Raw genomic sequence first — 20,257 nt, forward strand, 5'->3', positions numbered from 1 at the left:
ATAGCGTGCTGCCCATGAGAGCAGTTCAGATCACCCGCTTCGGCGGCCCCGAGGTCATGGACGTCGTCGACCTCCCCGACCCCGTCCCCGGGAACGGGGAGCAGCTCTTCGACATCAGCTCGTCCGGCGTCAATTTCGCTGATACACACCAGACGGAGAACAGCTACCTCGCCCCGCAGGAGCTGCCGCTGGTCCCCGGCGCGGAGTTCGTCGGCACCCCGGCCGGCGGCGGGCAGCGGGTCGTCGGGCTGCTGGCCGGCGGCGGCTACGCCGAGCGGGTCGCGGCCAACACCCGGCTCACCTGGCCGGTGCCCGACGAGGTCACCGACGAGCAGGCCCTCGCCGTCGTCCTCCAGGGCGCCACCGCCTGGCACCTGCTGCGCACCTCCACCCACCTCTCCCCCGGCGAGGCCGTGGTGGTGATCGCCGGGGCCGGCGGGGTCGGGACGCTGGCGATCCAGCTGGCCAAGCACTGGGGCGCCGGCCGGGTGATCGCCACCGCCTCCAGCCCGGAGAAGCGGGCGCTGGCCGAGTCCCTCGGCGCGGACGCCACCGTCGACCCGGCGCTCGCCGACGACGACCCGAAGACCTTCACCGCCGCGCTGCGCGAGGCCAACGCCGGCCGCCCGGTCGACGTCGTGCTGGAGATGACCGGCGGCACCGTCTTCGACGGCGCCCTCTCCGCGCTCGCCCCGTTCGGCCGGCTCGCCGCCTACGGCACCGCCGGCCGGGTGCCGCCCAAGCCGGTGAACCCGCAGGCGCTGATGGGCACCAGCCGCGCCGTCGCCGGGTTCTGGCTGGCGCACTGCTTCCGCCGTCCGGAGATGCTCGACGCCGCGATCACCGACCTGCTGGCGCTCGTCGCCGCCGGCACGCTGCGCCCGGTCGCCGGCGGCCGATACCCGCTGACCGCCGTCCGCGAGGCGCACCAGGACCTGCTCGCCCGCCGCTCCACCGGCAAGCTCGTCCTCGACCCCACCCGCTGACCCCGGGCAGAACGGCAGCACGATGCCTCATCGTGCCGACGAGCGCCCGGTGCTGCGGTAGCTTCGCGGACGCCACCCCATCGATCTTCAGGATCGATCCCCGACTCCCTGGGTCGAAGACGCCGACCTGGCCGCCGAGACCGACGATCCGAAGGCCCTCGCCCGACGGTCGTCCCCGTTCGGAAGCTGAGACCGATGTCCTCACACGCCCCGCGCGCCGTCGTGCTCGTCCGTCCGCACCGGTTCCGGCCCAACGAGCTGACCCGGGTCGACAACGCCTTCCAGACCGAACCCGCGCTGGGCGCCGAGGCAGTGGCCGCCCGGGCACGCGACGAGGTGACCGCCCTGGCCGACGCCCTGACCGCGGTCGGCGTCACGGTGCACCTCTTCGACGACCACGACGCCGACCGCCCGGACAGCGTCTTCCCGAACAACTGGCTGACGACCCACCCCGACGGGCGGGTGGCGCTCTTCCCCATGTTCGCCCCCAACCGCCGCAGGGAGCGCCGTGCGGATGTCGTGGGGCTGCTGCAGGAGCGGTACCACGTCGAGCAGGTGGTGGACTTCTCCGAGCTGGAGCGCGAGGGGATGTTCCTCGAGGGGACCGGCGCCATGGTCCTCGACCACCAGGAACGGATCGCCTACACCGCCCGCTCCCTGCGGGCGCACCCCCGCGCGCTGGACCGGTTCTGCGCCTCGTTCGGCTACGAGCCGGTGCTGTTCGACGCCGCGGACGCCGCCGGCCGGGCGGTCTACCACACCAACGTGCTGATGGCGGTCGGCACGTCGGTGGCGCTCGTCGGACTCGACATGATCACCTCGCCCGCCGACCGGGCCCGCGTCGCCGACCGGCTCAGCGCGACCGGCCGGGAGGTCATCGCGCTCTCGGAGCGCCAGGTGCACGAGTTCGCCGGCAACGCCATCGAGCTGGCCGGCCGGGAAGGGCCGGTGCTGGCACTGTCGGCACGGGCCGCCGCCAGCCTCACCCCCGCGCAGCGGCGGCGGATCGAGGCGACGACCCAGCTGCTGCCCACGGCCGTGCCGACCGTCGAGCTGGCCGGCGGCTCCGTGCGGTGCATGATCGCCGGCATCCACCTCCGGGCCCGGAGCAGCGCCGCCGGACTCCCGGCACCGGCCACCCACTCCGGCACCTCGCACCTCCCGGGGCGCCACGGCGAGCGGGCCGGCCGCGGCCGGCACGACCCCGACGTCGTGACCGTGCTGCCCGCGGGCAGCGGCACCCCGGCGCTGCAGCCCACCCGCTGAGCCTCGAGGGCCTCAGAGCAGGCGGTTGGTCCAGAGCAACGAGCCGACGACGCCGAGGAAGGTGAACAGCAGCCCGCCGCGGACGAACCACGGGCTGATGTCCTGCAGCTCGCTGGTGTAGCCGATCTGGCTGCCCAGGTCCTCGTAGACCTCCTCCAGCTCCGCGGCGCTCGCCGCCTGGCTGTAGCTCCCGCCGGTCTCCTCGGCGATCTGCTCCAGCGTCGCGCGGTCGACCGGCACCGGCACCACCTCGCCGTTGAGGTCGAGCGTGCCGTAGTCGGTGCCGAACGCGATCGTCGACACCGGCACCTCGGCGGCGTTGGCCGCGTCGATCGCCTGGGTCTCGTCGCGGCCCATGGTGCTGTAGCCGTCGGACAGCAGCACGATCCGCGCCGGCGGCACCGACGCACCCTCGGACTCCAGCGACGCCTGGTAGTTGCTGATCGCGGTCAGCGAGGTGAACACCGCCTCCCCGATGGCGGTCGCCTCGGCCAGCTCCAGGTTGTCGATCGCCGTCCGCACCGCGGCGCGGTCGGTGGTCGGGGTGACCAGCGTGCTCGCGGTGCCGGCGAAGGCGACCAGCCCCAGGTTGATCCGGGCCGGCAGCACGTCGACGAACTCCTTGGCCGCCACCTGCATCGCCTGGAACCGGTCGGGTTCGACGTCGGCGGCGCGCATCGACAGCGACACGTCGACCGCCATCACCACCGTCGCCCGCTCGCGCGGCACCCGCACCTCCGTGCTGGGCTGGGCGAGGGAGAACACCAGCACGCCGAGGCCCAGCGCGACCAGGCCGAAGGCGACGTGCCGACGCCACCCCGGCCGCTTGGGCACGAGCGAGCCGAGCAGCGCGACGTTGGTGAACCGAGCCGCGTACCGCGCGCGGCGCAGCTGCAGGACCACGTACAGACCGACGACGGCGAGCACGGCCAGCAGGGCGAGCAGCCACAGCGGCGACTGCAGGGTCATCGGGAAGCTCCTCCAGAGCCGGCGCGCCGGCGGTCTGCCACGAAACGGACGACGTCGGCCAGCCAGTCGCGGTCGGTGCGCAACCGCAGGTGCGCCGCCCCCGTCCGGCGCAGCCCGGCGGCGATCTCCGCGCGCTGGGCGGCCGCGCCCTCGGCGAAGCGACGGCGGAACGCCGCGTCACCGGTGGGCACCTCCAGGGTGCGCCCGCTCTCCGGGTCGACGACGGTGAGCAGCCCCACGTCGGTCAGCTCCAGCTCCCGCGGGTCGACGACCTCGACGGCGAGCAGCTCGTGCCGGGCGGACAGCCCGCGCAAGGGCCGCTCCCACTCGGCGTCGCCCAGGAAGTCGGAGATGACCACCACCAGCCCGCGGCGGCGCTGCGGCCGGCGCAGCAGCTCCAGCGCCGCGGCCAGGTCACCGCGGCGGCCACCGGACGCGCGGGGGGTGGCGACCACCGAGCGCAGCAGCCGGTCGGCGGCCAGCCGCCCCGGCGCCGCCGGGTACCGGACGACCCGCTCCCCCGTGGTCACGATCGCGCCCAGCCGGTTGCCGCCGCGCACCGTCAGGTGGCTGACCGCGGACAGCGCGGCGATCGCCAGGTCGCGCTTCTCGCACTGCCCGGTGCCGAAGTCCAGACTCGCCGACAGGTCGACCACCGCCCAGGTCTCCAGCTCCCGGTCGGCGATCGTCTCCCGGACGTGCGGCACCTGGGTGCGGGCGGTGACCGGCCAGTCCATCCGCCGGACGTCGTCACCGGGGTGGTAGCTGCGGGAGTCACCGGCCTCGCTGCCCGAGCCGGGCACCAGGCCGAGGTGGTCACCCTGCAGCAGGCCGTCGAGCCGCCGGCGCACGGTCAGCTCCAGCCGGCGCAGCAACACCTCCGAGGGGCCGCTGCCGAAGTGCGGCGGGGCGCCGCGGTCCGGCTGGGGCGCCGGGACGCCGGTCACCCGCGCTGCGGCCCGGCGCCGTCGGGCCGCTCACCCTGCGCCGCGGTCGAGCCGGTGTCCTGCGGTCCGGGGGCCTGCTGTCCCGACATGTGATGGCCGTTGGGCGCCGACGGCTGCCCCCACGGCTGCGGCTGACCCTGACCCGGCTGCCCCCAGCCCTGCGGGCCGGGCTGCTGCTGGGCCTGGGGATGCGGCTGACCCCAGCCGGGCGGCGGGCCCTGCGGCGGCTGACCGGCCGGGCCGAAGCCGGGCACCGTCGGGCCGCCGGGCACGCCGGGGCCGAAGCCGCCGGCCCGCTGCCGGGGGGTGACCTGCGGCAGCGGCACGCTCTCCACGATCCGCCGGACCACGTGGTCGGCCGGTACGCCGTCGGCCAGTGCGTCGTAGGAGAGCACCAGCCGGTGGCGGAGCACGTCACCGGTGACGTCAAGGACGTCCTGCGGCAGCACGTAGTCGCGGCCACGGATCAGCGCCAGGGCGCGGCTCGCGCCGATCAGGCCCAGCGACGCACGGGGGCTGGCGCCGTAGGACACCCACCCGGCGACGTCGGGCATGCCGTGCTCGACCGGGGCGCGGGTGGCCACCACCAGCCGGACGACGTAGTCGACCAGTGCGTGGTGGACGAACACCTCCGAGGCGGTCTTCTGCAGCCGGCGGACGTCGTCGGGTTCGAGCACGCGCTCGGCGACCGGCGGGACCGAGCCCATCCGGTAGATGATCTCCCGCTCCTCCTCCGGGCTCGGGTAGTCGACGAGCACCTTGAGCAGGAACCGGTCGCGCTGGGCCTCGGGCAGCGGGTAGACGCCCTCGTTCTCGATCGGGTTCTGCGTGGCGAGCACCAGGAACGGGTCGGGCAGCTTGTGCGTGACCCCGCCGATGGACACCTGCCGCTCGGCCATGACCTCCAGCAGCGCCGACTGCACCTTGGCCGGCGCCCGGTTGATCTCGTCGGCGAGCACGAAGTTGGCGAACACCGGGCCGAGCTCGGTGTCGAAGGAGTCCTGCCCGGACTTGTAGATCCGGGTGCCGACGATGTCGGCCGGCACCAGGTCGGGGGTGAACTGCAGCCGCGAGAAGCGCCCGCCGACGACGGTGGCCAGCGTCTCCACGGCCAGCGTCTTCGCCACCCCGGGCACGCCCTCGAGCAGCACGTGCCCGCGGGCCAGGAGGCCGACCAGCATCCGCTCGACCAGGCGGTCCTGGCCGACGATGACGCGCTTGATCTCGAAGAGGGCCCGCTCGAGCCGGGCGGCGTCGACGGAGGGCGGGGTGGGCTGCTGCTGGGCAGGCGCGCTGCTGGCGGCGGTCACCCGGCCAGTGTCCTACAAGCAGCTGTGCGGGGCCCCGACCCGCACCGGTCGCGGCCCGGGTGACGTGGTGCCCGGCAGGGTGGTCCGGTCGTTCCATCCACCGGAGTGGAGAGCCCCCCTCTGCGTTCCTCGCCCTGCTAGCCTGAGCCTCGCGTCGGGCAGCTCCCCCCGTGGCTGCCCGACGCCCTTCTCCCTCCGGTACGGCAACCCGCTCAGCCGGTCGGCCGCACCGCGCCGAAGTACGTCGAGCTCGACGTGCGCGCCGAGGAGATCCGCACCGTCTGCCCCCGGTCCGGCGCCTCGATCATCTGGCCGCCGCCGATGTACAGCGCCACGTGCACGATCGCCCCCGACGTCGGGTTGGCCCGGCCGTCGTCCCAGAACAGCAGGTCGCCCGGCTGCAGGTCGCCGACGGCGACCCGGTGGGCGCTCAGCCGGTTGTACTGCTCCCGGCTGGTGCCACCGATCCGGATGCCCGCCTGGGCGTAGGCGTACTCGGTGAGCCCCGAGCAGTCGAAGCCCCACACGCCGGCGTCCGGCGGGATCCCGTAGCTGGGGCCCTTGCTGCCGCCACCACCCCACGAGTAGGCGACGCCGAGCTGGCTGCGGGCCGCCGAGATCGCGGTCTGCACCGCCGAGCCGGACGGCGCGCCCGCCGTCGTCCCGCCGACCGGCGCGGTGCCGCCCCCACCGGACGACGAGCCCCCACCGGACGACGCCCCACCCCCGGAGGACGAGCCCCCGGACGAGCTGCCACCCGAGGAGGAACCGCCGGACGAGCTCCCGGCCGAGGACGAACCCCCGGACGACGGGGTGCTCCGCGACGGCGTGGCCGTGGCGCGGGCCGCGGCGGTGCGCTGCTGCTCGGCGTACGCCTGAGCCGCGGCGCGGGCGTCCTGCAGCCCGGTGAGGGTCTGCTGTGCCGCGCTGAGCTGCTGCTCGACGGCGTCCTGCTGCTCGACCAGGGCGGCGGCCTGCGCCCGGGCGGCGACCTCCTGCTGCTGCGCGTCGGCGAGCAGGGTGGCCGCCTCCTGCTGCAGCCCGTCGGCCGCACCGACGGCCCGCTGGGCCACGGCGTCGGCCGCGGCGGACTGCTCCTGCAGCACGGTCAGCTCGGCGACGACGTCGGTGCGGTGCTCGCCGACCGCGTCGAGCAGGGCGGCCCGCTCCAGCAGCTGCGCCGGCCCACCGGACGACAGCAGCGCCATCGTCCCCGAGGAGGTGCTGCCCTGGATGTAGCTCGCCCGGGCGAAGGCGGCGACCTCCGCCTCGCCCTGCGCCAGCTCGGCGACGGCCTGCGCGGCAGCGGCCGCGGCGGCGTCGGCCTCGGCGCGCGCCTGCTCGTAGGCGGCCTGCGCCTCCTCGTAGTCCTGCAGCGCGATCTGCGCGGCCGCGGAGGCGGCGGCCGCGTCGGCCTCCGCCTGGGCGAGCTGCGCGGTGATCGCGCCGACCTGGGCGGCGGCGTCCTGCCGCGCGCGCTCGGCGGCGCTGATCCGGGCGTCGCCCGGGTCGGCCGGCGCGGCCGAGGCCGCCGCCGGGGCGACCAGCAGGCACACGACCACCGCGGCGGCGACCCCGAGGACGCGCGGCACCCGGCGTCCCCGCGTGCTGAGCTTCGTTCCGATCCGCTGGCGCACTGCCCCGACTCCTCGCGTTGCCCGGCACCAGGGATCGGCGCCGGTCTCGACCGGTCCAGGCACACCCGTCCGGGTGTGCTCTCGACCGGGTCATCGACCGGATCGGGTGAACGCCTTGAGCTCGCCCGGGTCACCTCCCCCCTCGGGGTGAGGCGCCGACGCGAGGTGACGTGCTGGCACGACCCGCTGCAGGTGCCGCCGCCGAGCGCCGTGACGTGCTGGAACGGCTCGGCAGGGGCTGGCCGCGAGCCTGCGAGTGGTGGGGCAGCAGGGTCTCTACTGGCGGTCCTGGGGATCCCAGTAGGCCTGGCGCAGCTTGAACTTCTGCACCTTCCCGGTCGCGGTGCGCGGGATGGCCGGGCGGAACTCCACCCGCTTGGGTGTCTTGTAGCCGGCCAGCCGGCTGCGGCAGTGGGCGATGATCTCGGCCTCGGTGACCTGCGCCCCCTCGGCGAGCACCACCAGTGCGGTGACCATCTCGCCCCACCGGTCGTCGGGCACCCCGATCACCGCGACCTCGGCGACGGCGGGGTGGCTGAAGACCGCGTCCTCCACCTCGATGGAGGAGACGTTCTCCCCGCCGGTGATGATCACGTCCTTCTTCCGGTCGGAGATGGTCAGCACGCCGTCGTCGTCGACCGTGCCGCCGTCACCGGTGTGGAACCACCCGCCGTCGAGCGCGTCGGCCGTGGCCTGCGGGTTAGCCCAGTAGCCGGCCAGCACGGTGTTGCCCTGCGCGAGCACCTCGCCGCTGTCGCTGGTGCGGATCCGGGTGCCCAGCGCCGGCGCGCCCGCGCGGGACAGCGCCCGCGCCCGCTCCTCGGCGTCCAGCCCGTCGTACTCGGCGCGCGGCCGGTTGACGGTGAGCAGCGGCGAGGTCTCGGTGAGGCCGTAGATCTGGTTGAACTCCCAGCCCAGCTCGTCGGTGACCCGGGCGATCGTCCGGGACGGCGGCGGCGCGCCCGCGACGACGATCCGCACCCGGTCCCGCCCCGGGACCGGGCCGTCCCACCCGGCGGCCGCGTCGAGCACCGCGTTCCACACCGCCGGCGCCCCGGCCATCAGGGTGACGCCGTGCTGCTCGACCCGGCGGAGGATCTCCGCGCCGTCGACCTTGCGCAGCACCACCTGCGTGCCGCCGAGCCCGGCCACCGTGTAGAGCAGCCCCCAGCCGTTGCAGTGGAACATCGGCAGCGTGTGCAGGTAGACGTCGCGGTCGCTGACCTGCATGTGCATGCCGAAGGTGACCGCGTTGAGCCAGACGTTGCGGTGGGTCAGCTGCACGCCCTTGGGCCGCGCCGTCGTGCCGCTGGTGTAGTTGATCGTGGCGGTGGCGTCCTCGTCGGGCCCGGCCCAGGGGCGCGGTTCGGTGTCCGGCCGCAGCAGCCCGGTGTCGTAGTCCTCCCCGAGCACGAAGCGGTGCCGCGTGCGGATGCCGTCCAGGGCGGGGGCGAGCTCGGGATCGACCAGCAGCACCTCGGCGCCGCAGTGGTCGACGATGTAGCGCACCTCCTCGGCCTGCAGCCGGAAGTTGACCGGCACGAGCACCCGCCCCGAGGAGGGGACGGCGTGCAGCAGCTCCAGCAGCCGGGCGGAGTTGTGGCTGACCACCGCCACCCGCTCGCCCTCCCCCACCCCGAGCGCGTCGAGGCCGGCCTGGACGGCGCGGGCCCGGCGGGCCAACTCGCGGTGGGTGGTCCGGCCCAGCGAGGGGGCCGGCTGGGCCGGTTCGTCGACGACACCGACCCGGTCGCCGTAGGCGAACTCCGCCCGGTCGAGGAAGTCACGGGTGGTCAAGGGCACGCGCATGGCGGCTCCCGGTGGCCGGGGCCGGCTGCGCTGCCGACCGCTGACGTGGTCCCCGTCACGCTAACCGGCCAGGGGGAACGCGACGAGGGGACGCCCGCCACGCGGCGGGCGTCCCCTCGTGCGGTGCAACGGTCCCGGCTCAGCTCGCCGGCGTGGCCGGCCCCGCGGTGGTGGCCGCCGTCGCCCCGGCCGGCCGGTGGAGGCTCTCCTCGAGCCCGGCGAGCGGGAAGTGGCAGGCCACCTGGTGCCTGGGCCGCAGCTCGCGCAGTTGCGGCGCCTCGTCCGCGCAGCGCTGCTGGGCCTTCGGGCAGCGGGTGCGGAACCTGCACCCGCTGGGCGGGTCGATCGGCGACGGCGGTTCCCCGGGCAGCGCCGTCGGCCGGTGAGCCAGGCCGGTGGCGGCATCGACCCGCGGGATGGAGTCCAGCAGCGCGGCCGTGTACGGGTGCAGCGGCTGCCGGTACATCCCCCCGGCCGGACCGACCTCGGCGAGCTGCCCCAGGTACATCACCGCGACCCGGTCGCTGACCTGCTTCACCAGCGCCAGGTCGTGGCTGATGAACAGGTAGGCGAGGTCCAGTTCGCGGCGCAGCTTCTCGAACAGGTTGAGCACCTGCGCCTGGATCAGCACGTCGAGGGAGGAGACCGCCTCGTCGCAGATGATCAGCGCCGGGTTCAGCGCGATCGCCCGCGCGATCGCGACCCGCTGGCACTGGCCACCGGACAGCTCGTGCGGCCGCCGCTTGCCGTAGGACGAGGGGTCGAGGCCGACCAGGTCCAGCAGCTCGGCCACCCGGGCGCGCCGCCAGTCGGCGTTCCCCGCCCCGTAGCCGATCATCGGCTCCTCGACCAGCTCGGTGACCCGCCAGCGCGGGTTCAGCGAGCCGAACGGGTCCTGGTAGACCATCTGCATCTGCCGGCGGGCGTCCTTGAGGTCGCCCCGCTTGAGCGTCATCAGGTCCTGGCCCTGGAACTCCACGCTGCCGGACTTGGGCCGCGGCGCCTGGATCACCGACCGGGCCAGGGTCGACTTGCCCGACCCGGTCTCCCCCACCACGCCGAGGGTCTCCCCGACGCAGATGTCGAAGGAGACGTTCGACAACGCGTGCACGACGCCGCCCTTGATCCCACCGGCCGCCCGCACCGGGAACTCCTGCACCAGGTCGCGGGCCCGCAGCAGGGGCGCCTTGGCCTCCACCTGCTCGCCCGCCACGCGCTCGTCGACGGCGGTCATCGCTGCTCTCCGTTCTCGGTCCCACAGGGGTGCCAGCAGGCCCAGGAGTGCTGGGGCTCGTGCTCGATGAGGGCGGGCTGCTCCACGCACCGGTCGGTGGCGTTCGAGCAGCGCGGCCGGAAGGGACAGCCCTTGGGCAGGGCCGAGAGGTCCGGCGGCTGCCCCGGGGTGACCGGCAGCAGCGAGTGCGGCTCCCGGTCCAGCGCCGGGATCGCCCCGAGCAGCGCCCGCGTGTAGGGCATCCGCACGTTGGCGAACAGCGTCCGGGTCGGCGCGTGCTCCACCGCCCGGCCGGCGTACATGACCACGACGTCCTGGGCGTAGCTGGCCGCCAGGCCCAGGTCGTGGCTGATCATGATCACCGCCATGCCGAGCCGCTCCTGCAGCTCGACCAGCAGGTCCATGATCTGCGCCTGGGTGGTGACGTCCAGCGCGGTGGTGGCCTCGTCGGCGATGAGCAGCCGCGGTTCACCGGCCAGCGCGATGGCGATCATCACCCGCTGCCGCATGCCGCCCGACAGCTGGTGCGGGTACTCGTGGAAGCGCCGCTCCGGCGCCGGCAGCCGCACCAGCCGCAGCAGCTCCACCACCCGCGCGTGTACACCCTTCTTGTCCAGGTCGCAGTGCGCCCGGACCGCCTCGGCGATCTGCGCGCCGATCTTCATCGTCGGGTTCAGCGACCGCGCCGGGTCCTGGAACACCATGGCGATGTCGCCGCCGCGCAGCTTGCGGAACTCGCCCTCGGCGAGGCCGAGCAGCTCACGCCCGTCGAACCGGATGGAGCCGGTGATCTGCGCCGTGGGCGGCAGCAGCCCCATCAGGGCCCGGGAGCTGACGCTCTTCCCGGAGCCGGACTCGCCGATGATCGCCATCATCCGGCCGGGCACCAGCTCGTAGGACAGGCCGTTGACCGCCCGCACGCACCGGCCGCCGCGGGTGAACTGCACCCGCAGGTCCGACACCTGCAGCAGTGGCTCCCCCGGCACCGGGTCCGGCCGACCGAGGACACCGGTGGCGCCCGCCTGCTGGTCCGAGGCGATCACCCCCGAGGTCACCTGGGTGTCCGCGACCCGCAGGGCCGCCGTCCGCTCGCCGTTCATCGACCGCTCCATCGCGCCCGGAGGTTCTCCCCGAGCAGGTTGAAGGACAGGACGGTGACCAACAGCGCCAGGCTGGGCCAGACCACGAGCATCGGCGTCGCGGAGAGGCTGAGCTGGCCGTCGGCCACCATGTTGCCCCAGCTGGGAGCCGGGGCCGGGATGCCCAGACCGAGGAAGCTCAGCGCACCCTCGATGATGATCACGATGCCCATGCCGAGCATCGCGAAGGTGATCAGCTGCGGGGCGATGTTGGGGGCCAGGTGCTTGAACAGCACCCGCCACCCCGGCGTCCCCGCCAGCTGGGCCGCCGCCATGAACGGCTGCTCGCGCAGGCGCAGCACCGCCGACCGGGCGATGCGGGCCACCGCCGGGATGCTGAAGAACGTCAGCGCGAAGATCGTGTTGGTCATGCTCGGGCCGAGCGCCTGGGCGACCGCCAGGGTGAGCACCAGCGACGGGAACGCGATCAGCACGTCGAGCACCCGCATGACCAGCGTGTCCAGGAGGCCGCCGACGTAGCCCGACAGCGCGCCGAGCGTGCCGCCGATGACCAGCCCCAGCACGTTGACCGTGGTCGCGATCAGCAGCGACGCCCGCCCGCCGTGCAGCAGCCGGGACAGGATGTCGTTGCCGTTGGGATCGGTGCCCAGCAGGTGGCCCGGGGAGCCGGCCGGGAGGTAGCTCTCCAGCACGCTGCCGCCCACCGGGCGGGGCAGCCCCAGCAGCAGCGGCCCCAGGAAGCAGGCCACCACGATGAAGCCGATCATCCCGGCGGGGATCCAGGTGCCCAGGTTGGCGGGGCGGCGCCGCCGGCGGCCGGACTCGACCTCCTCGAGGTCGACGTCCGGGCCGACGGCGGACGCGGCCGCTGGTTCAACGACTGTCATGGCGGATCCTCGGGTCCAGGACGGCGTAGAGCAGGTCGACGACGAGGTTCGCGATCACCGCGACCAGCGCGAAGATCACCACCGCGGCCTGCACGACGACGACGTCACGGGTGTTGATGGCCTGCAGCAGCATCTGGCCGATGCCCGGTAGCGCGAAGATCTGCTCGATGATCACCGTGCCGCCGATCAGCGCCCCGAGGTTGAGGCCGACCACGGTGATCAGCCCGAACGACGAGTTGCGGAAGGCGTGCTTGATGAGCACCTGCCACGGCCCGATCCCCTTGGCGCGGGCGGTGGTGACGTACTCCTCCTGCTGCATCTGGTCGACCAGGTCGCCCCGCAGGAAGCGCGCGTAGAAGCAGAACAGCGGGATGCCGATCGCCGCCGACGGCAGGATCAGCGCCCTCAGGTTGGGCCACACGCCCTCGGACAGCGGCACGAAGCCGATGGCCGGCAGCGTGCCGAGCTGGACGGCGAACACCAGCACCAGGATCAGCGCCAGCACGTAGTTGGCCACCGAGAGCCCCATGGTGCTGATGAACATGCTCACCCGGTCGATCAGGCCGTTCGGGTTGTACGCGGCGAGCAGCGCCACCGGGATCGCCAGCGCCAGGGAGACGACGAAGGCCAGCACCACGAGCTCGCCGGTGACCGGGAGCCGGTTGGCCAGGATGTCGCTGACCGGCTGCCGGCTGACCATCGAGTTGCCCAGGTCGCCGGTGAGCGCGCCGCCCAGCCAGTCCAGGTACCGGGAGACGCCGGACTCGTTGAGCCCCAGCTGCGCCTCGAGCTGGGCGATGTCCTCCGCGGTGGCCTCGGGGCCCAGCAGCTGCTGGGCCGCGTTGCCGGGGATCAGGCTGAGCACCCAGTACGTCAGGATCGTGACGCCCAGCATGATCGGGATCGCCATCAACAGCCGCTTGACGACCAGCCGCAGGATCGGTGAGCCGGTCACCCGGCTGAGCGGGGAGACCCGCGGGTCCCGGGAGACCGGGACCCGCGGAGCGCTGGTTGCCGTCGTCACTGCTCCTGCCAGACCTCGTCCCAGATGACCCCGGAGTTCACCAGGATCGCCGGGATCTTCGTGGTCAGACCCGGACCGTGCACCCCCTGCACCGCGAGGTTGGCCGGCGCGAACGCCAGGCCGAACGGTGCGTAGAAGTTCTCCGCGAGGAGCTCACCGGCCTGCCGGTAGAGGTCGGCCCGCTCGTCCTCGTCCACCGTGGCCGCGGCGTCCTCCAGCAGCTGGTCCAGCTCGGGGTCGTTCACCCCGCTGTAGGGGACGCCGGAGGTGAACCGGAAGCCGACACCGACGCCGGCCGCCGGGTCCCAGGCGCCGGCGGTCTGCAGCATCGCCTGCCACTCGCCACCGGTGAACTCCGAGATGACCCCGGAGAGCTGGTAGTCGTTGATCTCGACGTCGATACCGGCCTCCTGCCACTGCGTCTGCAGGGCGGTCACGATCTGGGTGGCGACGTAGTTGCTGATCGTGCCGAGCCGGACGGTCAGCCCGCCCAGCTCCTCCACCAGCTCCGTCGCCCGGTCCACGTCGTGCTCCGGGTAGCCCTCGACCTCCGGCTCGTAGAACTTGCCGCCGGGGCCGGTGAAGCTCTGGCTGACCTCGTAGTTGCCGCCGAAGATGCCCTGGTTGATGGCCTCGAAGTCGGTCGCCCGGTAGATCGCCTCCCGCGCCCTGACGTCGTCGAACGGCGCGATCGCGGTGTTCAGCTGGATCACGTACGGCGAGGTGGCCGGCTGGATGGTGACCTGCAGCTGGTCGGTGGCCTGCGCCTGCTCCAGCAGCGGCGTGGTGTTGAGGCCCTCGTAGGCCTGCGCCTGACCGGCCTGCAGCGCCTGGTAGGCCGGCTGGTCGCCGCCGATCGACTGGAAGGTCAGCCCGTCGAGGTAGGGCAGGCCCTCCTTGAAGTAGTTCTCGTTCCTCGTCAGCTCGAGCCGCGAGCTCAGCTGGTTGGAGACGACCGTGAACGGCCCGGCGCCGACGGGGTTGATCGCGAAGTCGTCCTCACCCTGCGCCTGGACGGCGGTGGGGCTGGCGATCCAGTTGACGTTGGCGGCCGGGAAGGAGGCCAGCACCGCCGGGTAGGGCTGGGCGAACGTCAGCCGGACGGTCAGCGGGTCGAGCACCTCGATCCCGTTCTCCGCCAGCTCCCAGGTCGGCTTGCAGGTGCACGGGTTGGCGAGGTCGCGCTCCCAGTTCCAGCGCACGGCCTCGGCGTCCAGCGGCGTGCCGTCGCTGAACTCGATGCCCTCGCGCAGCGTCATGGTGAACTGCGTGCCGTCCTCGGAGATCTCGTAGCTCTCCGCCTGGTTCGGGGTGACCTCGGCGTTGGAGCCGTCGTCGTCGGCCGTGAGCAGGAACAGCCCACCGAAGATCGCCTGGTTCATCGCGATGTTCGAGCCGCCGGTGGTGTTGGTGGCGGGGTCCAGGCCGGCCGGCCAGGAGCCGGCGAAGGCCGCGTCCTCCAGCACGGTGATCTCACCGCCGCTCACCGGCTCGCCGGCGGCCGCTGCGCTCCCACCGGTGTTCCCGGTGGTGGAACCGTCGTCACCGCCACCGCAGGCCGTGACCAGCATCAGGGCCGCGGCGACCGGGGCCAGTCTCATCATTCGTCTCACGTGGGTGCTCCCGCTTCAGAAGGCGTCGTTGGCTGCGCGGATCCGGCCGTTCGCCGGTGAGCCTGGGCGCTGCTGCAGTGAGCACGGCCAGTGACCGGGCTCACTGCCCTGGTGCCAATCTCCCGTGGTGGAGGCCACACCCGGCCCGTCGCTTCCGCCGTACGGGAGAGAAGTTGGCCCCCTGCGCGGCCACTCCCGTTCCGTTCCGCGGCGGGGTCACAGGGCGGTCACGAGGGCGGCCGCGGGCGGGTCACGAGGGCGGTCCCGGGCGGGTCACGAGGGGGGCAGGAGAGGGTCGTGCCGGTCTGCTCCCCGGGCGCCGCGGGAGCCCGGGCGACCTCGCCGACGCGGGTCTTGCCGCACCACCCGAGGTGGAGCCGCGCCGTGCCACGGCTCGACCTCGGGTCAGCCGGGTCGACCCGGGCCGCGGACGCACCCGGGGCCGGAGCACGACCCGGAACCGGCCGGAGACGGCACCGGGCCCCGCCCGCGGGACGCGGACGGGGCCCGGTGGGAGGGCGGGAGGCCAGTCGGTGGGAGGGCGGGAGGTCAGCCGGTGGGAGGCGGGGGGCTCAGGGGTGGTCGATCCCCAGCCAGCGGAAGGCGTTGCCGCTCATCACGTCGGCGAGGTCCTCCGGTGGCAGGTCCAGCGTGCGCAGGGTGCGCCCGGCCGGCTCCTCGCGCAGCATCGCCGGGAAGTCCGAGCCCACCAGCAGCCGGTCGGCGCCCAGGTAGTCGACGAGGAACCGCAGTGCGCGGCGGTCGAAGACCATCGAGTCGTACCAGAACCGCCGGGCCAGCTCGACCGGCGAGGGCCCGTCGTCGTGCATCACCGCCCGGGTCAGGTCGACCGGCTCCTCGTTCCAGGAACCACTCCAGAAGTACTGGGCCCGGGGCAGCATCAGCGGGAAGCCGCCCGCCGCGTGGCTGAAGGAGATGCGCAGGTCCGGGCAGGCCTTCGCCGTCCCGCCGGTCACCATGGAGCCCGCCGCGAAGGCGCCCTCCACACCGACGACGTAGGTGCCCATGGCCGACATCGGCAGCCGCTCCGACGGGCTGGGCATGGCGTGCACGAACACCGACAGGCCCAGCCGCTCGACCTCGGTGAAGAACGGCAGGAACTGCTCGTGGCCGATCGACTTCCCCAGGATGTTGGAAGCGATCTCCACCCCGAGCAGCCCCTGGTCCTTGATGGCCTTGAGCTCGGCGGTGGCGGCGTCGGGGTCCTGCAGCGGCACCATGCCCAGCCCCTTGAGCCGGTCCGGCACCTCCGCGCAGAGCAGCGCGGTGGCCTCGTTCACCCAGCGGGCCAGGGACATCCCGTCGTCGGCGGGGAGGTCGTAGCGCAGCAGCGGCGGCATCGGGCTGAGCACCTCGACGTCGACCCCGGAGGCGTCCTGCTCCTGGATGCGGCGTTCGGCGTCGAAGAAGGCGTCCCGGGCGGTGAACCGCATCTGGCCGAAGACCAGGGTGCGGGCGGTGTCGCCGTCGACCGGTTCCATCCGGGGGAAGCACTCCGGCGCATCGGCCGGGTAGTCGCGGGGCAGCAGGTGGGCGTGCGCGTCGACGAGCACGGGTGCCTCCTCAGGCGGACAGGTTGGGGTGGACCGACACGTGCACCGGGGACTCCCCCGGCACCTCGCCGGCGAGCGTCTCGATGGCCAGGGCGGTGTCGTCCAGGCCGAACGTGTGGGTGTGCAGCTTCTCCAGCGGGAACCGCCCGGACTCGATCAGCGCGATGGCCGCCTCCTGACCGGCGAAGTCCACGCCGAACGCGCCCTTGACGACGAGCCCGCGGTTGATGATCAGGTCGGTGCTCAGCGGGATCTCCCGCCCGCCCTTGAGCCCGGCGAGCACCACGGTGCCGCCGAACCGCGCCACCTTCAGCGCGTCGGTGACCGGCCCGGCGGCCATCGGGGTGAGCTCCAGGACGACGTCGGCCATCTCGCCGCCGGTGATCTCCCGGACCCGCTCGACGACGTCCTCGCCGTCCTCCCCCACCACCACGGTGTGGTCGGCGCCGAACTCGCGAGCCAGTGCGAGCTTGTGCTCGTCGGCGGCCAGGCCGGTCACGACGACCGTGCCGGCGCCCGCGGCCTTCGCCGCGATCACCGAGGCGATGCCGCGCTGGCCGGCGCCGAGCACGACGACGGTGTCGCCGAGCCCGATGCCGCCCAGGTGCACCGCCCAGCGCACGCCGGCGCCCAGCGGGTTGAACATGACCGCGATCTCGGCGGGGATCGTCTTGTCGATCTTGTGCAGGACCGAGTTCGGCGTCAGGTAGAGGTGCTCGGCGAACCCGCCGAACAGGCTCGGCTCGACGTCGACCCCGGTGACCCCGTGCCCCAGGGTCCGGTTCGGGCAGGCCTGGTAGCGCCCGGTGAGGCACTTCTCGCAGGCCCGGCAGGGGACGATGACCTCCAGCGCCACCCGGTCGCCGACCTGCACCCCCCAGCGCTCGGCCGCCCGGTCACCGATCTCCTCGATGATCCCCATCGGCTCGTGACCGGGGATGAAGTCGCCGCGGCCCATCGACATGTGACCCTTGTAGGTCTCCACGTCGCTGCCGCAGATGCCGTTGGCCTCCACGCGCAGCAGACCGTCGTCGGCACCGATCACCGGGCGGGGGAAGTCGCGCAGCTCCATCTTCCGGGGCCCGGTCTGGACCACCGCGCGCACTCTGTCGCTCATCGCTCTCCTCGAGCTCGGCCGGCGCGCGGGTGCGCCGGGTGACCGGTGCCGCCCGGGAGGAGCCGGGCGGCACCGGACGTGGGAGGGGCATCCGGCGCGGGGTCAGTCCTCGTGGACGATGACGCCGCGGATGTTCTTGCCGTCGTTCAGGTCCTGGTAGGCCTGGTTCACCTCGTCCAGCCGGTACGTGCGGGTGACCAGCTCGTCGAGCTTGAGGTCACCGGCGCGGTACAGGCCCAGCAGCTTCGGGATGTCGTAGAGCGGGTTGCAGTCGCCGAAGAGCGCGCCGCGGACCTGGCGCTGGTAGCCGATGAGCGCGCCGGCGTGGAAGTGCACGGCCTTCTCGGTCAGCTTGCCGACGCCGGTGATGGTCACCTTGCCGCCCTTGCCGGTCATCGCCAGCGCGGAGTTGACGATCTCCTCGGTCACCACGCCCGGGGTGAGGATGGCGTGGTCGGCCAGCTGCCCCCACGTCGTCTCCACCACGAAGTCGTGCGCCTCCTTCGCCGAGGCGAAGGCGTGCGTGGCGCCGAAGACGGTGGCCATCTCCCGCTTGAACTCGACCGGGTCGACGACGACGACGTTCTTGGCCCCGGCGTACCGGGCGCCCTGCACGGCGTTGCTGCCCACCCCGCCGGAGCCGAAGACGACGACGGTGTCCCCGGGCTTGACGCCGGCGGCGTAGACCGCCGAGCCCCAGCCGGTGGGGACGCCGCAGCCGACGAGGCTGGCGACCTCGAAGGGGATGTCGTCGGCCAGCGGCACGCACGCCCACTCCGAGACCACCGCGTACTGGGAGAAGGTGCCCAGCGAGCAGAACCCGCCCAGGTCCTCGTCGCCGAGGTGGAACCGGAAGGTGCCGTCGAGGAACATGCCGCTGCCGGCGTTGAGGCCCTTGACGCACATGTTCTGGTGCCCGGTGGAGCAGGGCCGGCAGGCGCCGCACGCCGGGATGTAGGAGCAGATCACCCGGTCACCGGGCTTGACCCGGCGGACGTCGGGACCGACCGACTCGACGATCCCGGCGCCCTCGTGGCCACCGACCATCGGGAAGCGCACCGGGGCGTCGCCCTGGGTGATGTGGTCGTCGGAGTGGCAGAGCCCCGAGGCGGCGAACTTGACCCGCACCTCGTGCGCCTTGGGGTCGTCCAGCTGCAGGTCGACCATCTCCCAGCCGATGTGCGGCCCGCGGGCGATGGCGGCGTGCGTGGTGATGCTCATCGGGATGCCTCCCAAGCAGGGTGGACGAGGGCGGGGTGGAACGAGCCGAGGGCGGGTCGGGCCGAGCCCGGAGCGCGGAGGTCAGGCACCGGTGCCGCGCAGGGAGACGGTCTTGACCTGGGTGTAGTCCAGGACGGCGTCGGCGCCCATGGTGCGGCCGAAGCCGCTGCGCTTGTAGCCGCCGAACGGGCCGCCGATGACGCCGGCGCCGAGTGCGGCGTTGACCGCCACCTGGCCGGCCTGCAGGCCGCGGGAGAACCGGACTGCCTTGCCGACGTCGTTGGTCCACACCGAGGCGACCAGCCCGTAGTCGGTGCCGTTGGCGACCTGCAGGGCCTCGGCCTCGTCGGCCACGGGGGTGACCCCGAGGACCGGGCCGAAGATCTCCTCCTGGTGGATCCGCATCGCCGGGTCGACGTTGTCGAACAGCGTGGGCTCGACGAAGAAGCCGCGCTCGTACTGCTCTCCGGCGGGACGACCGCCGCCGAGCACGAGCTCGGCGCCCTCCTCCTGGCCCAGCTGCATGTACTTGAGGACCCGCTCGTGCTGCTTGCCGTTGATCAGCGGGCCCATGTTGACCTGCTCGTACCAGGGGCCGACCTTGACCTTCGACATCTGCTCGGCCAGCCGCTGCACGACCTCGGCGTGGATCGAGCGCTCGACCACGACCCGGGAACCGGCGGCGCAGATCTGGCCGGTGTTCATCGTGATGCCCATGGCGATCGCCGGGATGGCGGCGTCCAGGTCGGCGTCGGAGAGGATCACCTGCGGCGACTTGCCGCCCAGCTCCAGGTGCAGCGGGGTGAGGTTCTTGGCGCAGGCGGCCATCACCAGGGCGCCGGTGTCCGGGGAGCCGGTGAAGCTCATCCGACGGATGCCCGGGTGGGCGGGCACGGCGGCGCCGGCCTCGTGGCCGTAGCCGGTGACGACGTTGACCACGCCCGGCGGGATGCCCGCCTCCAGCGCCAGCTTCGCCAGCGCCAGCGCCGTCAGCGGCGCGTCCTCGGCCGGCTTGATCACGATCGTGTTGCCGGCGGCGATGGCCGGGCCGACGTCGTTGACGAACATCGGCGCCGGGGCGTTCCACGGGATGACCGCGCCCACCACGCCGTAGGGCTCGCGCAGGGTGAGCCCGATGGCGTCGGGGGTGTAGGTCGGCAGGGTCACGCCCTGCACCTTGTCGGCCTGGCCGGCGACGAAGTTCAGGATCCGGGACATCGGCGGCGGGCCCCAGCTGGGCCGGCCGACCTCCTGGGACTCCAGCTGGTCCAGCTCGGTCGCGTGCTGGTCGATCAGCTGGGCCCAGCGGGTGATCAGCGCACCCCGGGCGGTGGCGTTGGTGTCCCGCCAGGCGGGGAAGGCCGCCTCGGCCGCGCGCACGGCGGCGTCGACGTCCTCGGCGCCGCCGCGCGGCACCCGGCCGAGCACCTCACCGGTGGCGGGGTTGATCACGTCGATGGTCTGCCCGCCGGCGGCGGGCACCCAGTCGCCGCCGATCAGCTGGGCGTCGTCGATGAGCAGGGGCGAGCCGGCCTGCGGGCCGGGAGGAGCGATCGTCATGTC

General features: G+C 73.5%; 16 protein-coding genes. 2 read left to right on the forward strand and 14 right to left on the reverse strand.

Features of this window, described 5'->3' with window-relative positions; genetic code table 11:
• Positions 1 to 14: 14 nt before the first annotated feature.
• Positions 15 to 986, forward strand: a complete 972-nt coding sequence (locus ACI79Y_RS04105; protein WP_457157248.1) for a quinone oxidoreductase family protein — start codon at positions 15 to 17, stop codon at positions 984 to 986.
• A 195-nt stretch (positions 987 to 1,181) separates the two neighbouring features.
• The gene (gene ctlX, locus ACI79Y_RS04110) at positions 1,182 to 2,252 is read left to right on the forward strand and encodes a citrulline utilization hydrolase CtlX (protein WP_457157249.1); all 1,071 of its coding nucleotides are present in this window, start codon (positions 1,182 to 1,184) and stop codon (positions 2,250 to 2,252) included.
• Between the two features lie 12 nt (positions 2,253 to 2,264).
• On the opposite strand, the gene ACI79Y_RS04115 is transcribed toward ctlX, so the two are convergent.
• The 14 genes from ACI79Y_RS04115 to ACI79Y_RS04180 all read right to left on the reverse strand — a co-directional run bounded on the left by ACI79Y_RS04115 (position 2,265) and on the right by ACI79Y_RS04180 (position 20,254).
• Positions 2,265 to 3,221 (reverse strand): VWA domain-containing protein, encoded by a 957-nt coding sequence (locus ACI79Y_RS04115; protein ID WP_457157250.1) that lies wholly within the window; start codon positions 3,219 to 3,221, stop codon positions 2,265 to 2,267.
• Positions 3,218 to 4,168 carry a DUF58 domain-containing protein gene (locus ACI79Y_RS04120; RefSeq protein ID WP_457157251.1) on the reverse strand — a complete coding sequence of 317 codons (951 nt, stop codon included), beginning with the start codon at positions 4,166 to 4,168 and terminating at the stop codon, positions 3,218 to 3,220. The genes ACI79Y_RS04115 and ACI79Y_RS04120 overlap by 4 nt, the downstream gene beginning before the upstream one ends.
• A complete protein-coding gene (locus ACI79Y_RS04125) occupies positions 4,165 to 5,478 on the reverse strand; it encodes an AAA family ATPase (RefSeq protein WP_457157252.1) in 1,314 nt (437 codons plus the stop codon). Before ACI79Y_RS04125 ends, ACI79Y_RS04120 begins: the two co-directional genes overlap by 4 nt.
• Positions 5,479 to 5,690: 212 nt before the next feature.
• Positions 5,691 to 7,070 (reverse strand): C40 family peptidase, encoded by a 1,380-nt coding sequence (locus tag ACI79Y_RS04130; RefSeq protein ID WP_457157253.1) that lies wholly within the window; start codon positions 7,068 to 7,070, stop codon positions 5,691 to 5,693.
• A gap of 321 nt (positions 7,071 to 7,391) precedes the next feature.
• Entirely contained in the window at positions 7,392 to 8,924 is a 1,533-nt protein-coding gene (locus tag ACI79Y_RS04135; protein ID WP_457157254.1) for an AMP-binding protein, read from the reverse strand.
• Between the two features lie 139 nt (positions 8,925 to 9,063).
• Positions 9,064 to 10,158 (reverse strand): ABC transporter ATP-binding protein, encoded by a 1,095-nt coding sequence (locus ACI79Y_RS04140; RefSeq protein WP_457157255.1) that lies wholly within the window; start codon positions 10,156 to 10,158, stop codon positions 9,064 to 9,066.
• Positions 10,155 to 11,258 (reverse strand): ABC transporter ATP-binding protein, encoded by a 1,104-nt coding sequence (locus tag ACI79Y_RS04145; RefSeq protein ID WP_457157256.1) that lies wholly within the window; start codon positions 11,256 to 11,258, stop codon positions 10,155 to 10,157. The genes ACI79Y_RS04140 and ACI79Y_RS04145 overlap by 4 nt, the downstream gene beginning before the upstream one ends.
• On the reverse strand, positions 11,255 to 12,145 hold the full coding sequence (locus ACI79Y_RS04150) for an ABC transporter permease (protein ID WP_457157257.1): 891 nt from the start codon (positions 12,143 to 12,145) through the stop codon (positions 11,255 to 11,257). The genes ACI79Y_RS04145 and ACI79Y_RS04150 overlap by 4 nt, the downstream gene beginning before the upstream one ends.
• Positions 12,132 to 13,169 carry an ABC transporter permease gene (locus ACI79Y_RS04155; protein WP_457157258.1) on the reverse strand — a complete coding sequence of 346 codons (1,038 nt, stop codon included), beginning with the start codon at positions 13,167 to 13,169 and terminating at the stop codon, positions 12,132 to 12,134. The genes ACI79Y_RS04150 and ACI79Y_RS04155 overlap by 14 nt, the downstream gene beginning before the upstream one ends.
• The gene (locus tag ACI79Y_RS04160) at positions 13,166 to 14,770 is read right to left on the reverse strand and encodes an ABC transporter substrate-binding protein (RefSeq protein ID WP_457157259.1); all 1,605 of its coding nucleotides are present in this window, start codon (positions 14,768 to 14,770) and stop codon (positions 13,166 to 13,168) included. Before ACI79Y_RS04160 ends, ACI79Y_RS04155 begins: the two co-directional genes overlap by 4 nt.
• A 584-nt stretch (positions 14,771 to 15,354) precedes the next feature.
• Positions 15,355 to 16,356, reverse strand: a complete 1,002-nt coding sequence (locus ACI79Y_RS04165; RefSeq protein ID WP_457157260.1) for an amidohydrolase family protein — start codon at positions 16,354 to 16,356, stop codon at positions 15,355 to 15,357.
• A gap of 10 nt (positions 16,357 to 16,366) precedes the next feature.
• Positions 16,367 to 17,473, reverse strand: coding sequence for a zinc-dependent alcohol dehydrogenase (locus ACI79Y_RS04170; RefSeq protein ID WP_457085392.1), 1,107 nt, complete (start codon positions 17,471 to 17,473; stop codon positions 16,367 to 16,369).
• Between the two features lie 102 nt (positions 17,474 to 17,575).
• On the reverse strand, positions 17,576 to 18,694 hold the full coding sequence (locus ACI79Y_RS04175) for an NDMA-dependent alcohol dehydrogenase (protein ID WP_457085391.1): 1,119 nt from the start codon (positions 18,692 to 18,694) through the stop codon (positions 17,576 to 17,578).
• Between the two features lie 81 nt (positions 18,695 to 18,775).
• Positions 18,776 to 20,254: an aldehyde dehydrogenase family protein gene (locus ACI79Y_RS04180; protein WP_457157261.1), complete on the reverse strand. Its 1,479-nt coding sequence runs from the start codon at positions 20,252 to 20,254 to the stop codon at positions 18,776 to 18,778.
• Positions 20,255 to 20,257 lie beyond the last annotated feature (3 nt).

This window comes from Modestobacter sp. SYSU DS0875 (assembly GCF_054050915.1).

Excerpts from the sequence above, each read along its gene's own strand:
- ACI79Y_RS04105 (WP_457157248.1), top strand. The coding sequence starts at position 15 with ATGAGAGCAGTTCAGATCACCCGCTTCGGCGGCCCCGAGGTCATGGAC.
- ctlX (WP_457157249.1), top strand. The coding sequence starts at position 1,182 with ATGTCCTCACACGCCCCGCGCGCCGTCGTGCTCGTCCGTCCGCACCGG.
- ACI79Y_RS04115 (WP_457157250.1), bottom strand. The coding sequence starts at position 3,221 with ATGACCCTGCAGTCGCCGCTGTGGCTGCTCGCCCTGCTGGCCGTGCTC.
- ACI79Y_RS04135 (WP_457157254.1), bottom strand. The coding sequence starts at position 8,924 with ATGCGCGTGCCCTTGACCACCCGTGACTTCCTCGACCGGGCGGAGTTC.
- ACI79Y_RS04140 (WP_457157255.1), bottom strand. The coding sequence starts at position 10,158 with ATGACCGCCGTCGACGAGCGCGTGGCGGGCGAGCAGGTGGAGGCCAAG.
- ACI79Y_RS04145 (WP_457157256.1), bottom strand. The coding sequence starts at position 11,258 with ATGAACGGCGAGCGGACGGCGGCCCTGCGGGTCGCGGACACCCAGGTG.
- ACI79Y_RS04150 (WP_457157257.1), bottom strand. The coding sequence starts at position 12,145 with ATGACAGTCGTTGAACCAGCGGCCGCGTCCGCCGTCGGCCCGGACGTC.
- ACI79Y_RS04160 (WP_457157259.1), bottom strand. The coding sequence starts at position 14,770 with ATGAGACTGGCCCCGGTCGCCGCGGCCCTGATGCTGGTCACGGCCTGC.
- ACI79Y_RS04170 (WP_457085392.1), bottom strand. The coding sequence starts at position 17,473 with ATGAGCGACAGAGTGCGCGCGGTGGTCCAGACCGGGCCCCGGAAGATG.
- ACI79Y_RS04175 (WP_457085391.1), bottom strand. The coding sequence starts at position 18,694 with ATGAGCATCACCACGCACGCCGCCATCGCCCGCGGGCCGCACATCGGC.
- ACI79Y_RS04180 (WP_457157261.1), bottom strand. The coding sequence starts at position 20,254 with ATGACGATCGCTCCTCCCGGCCCGCAGGCCGGCTCGCCCCTGCTCATC.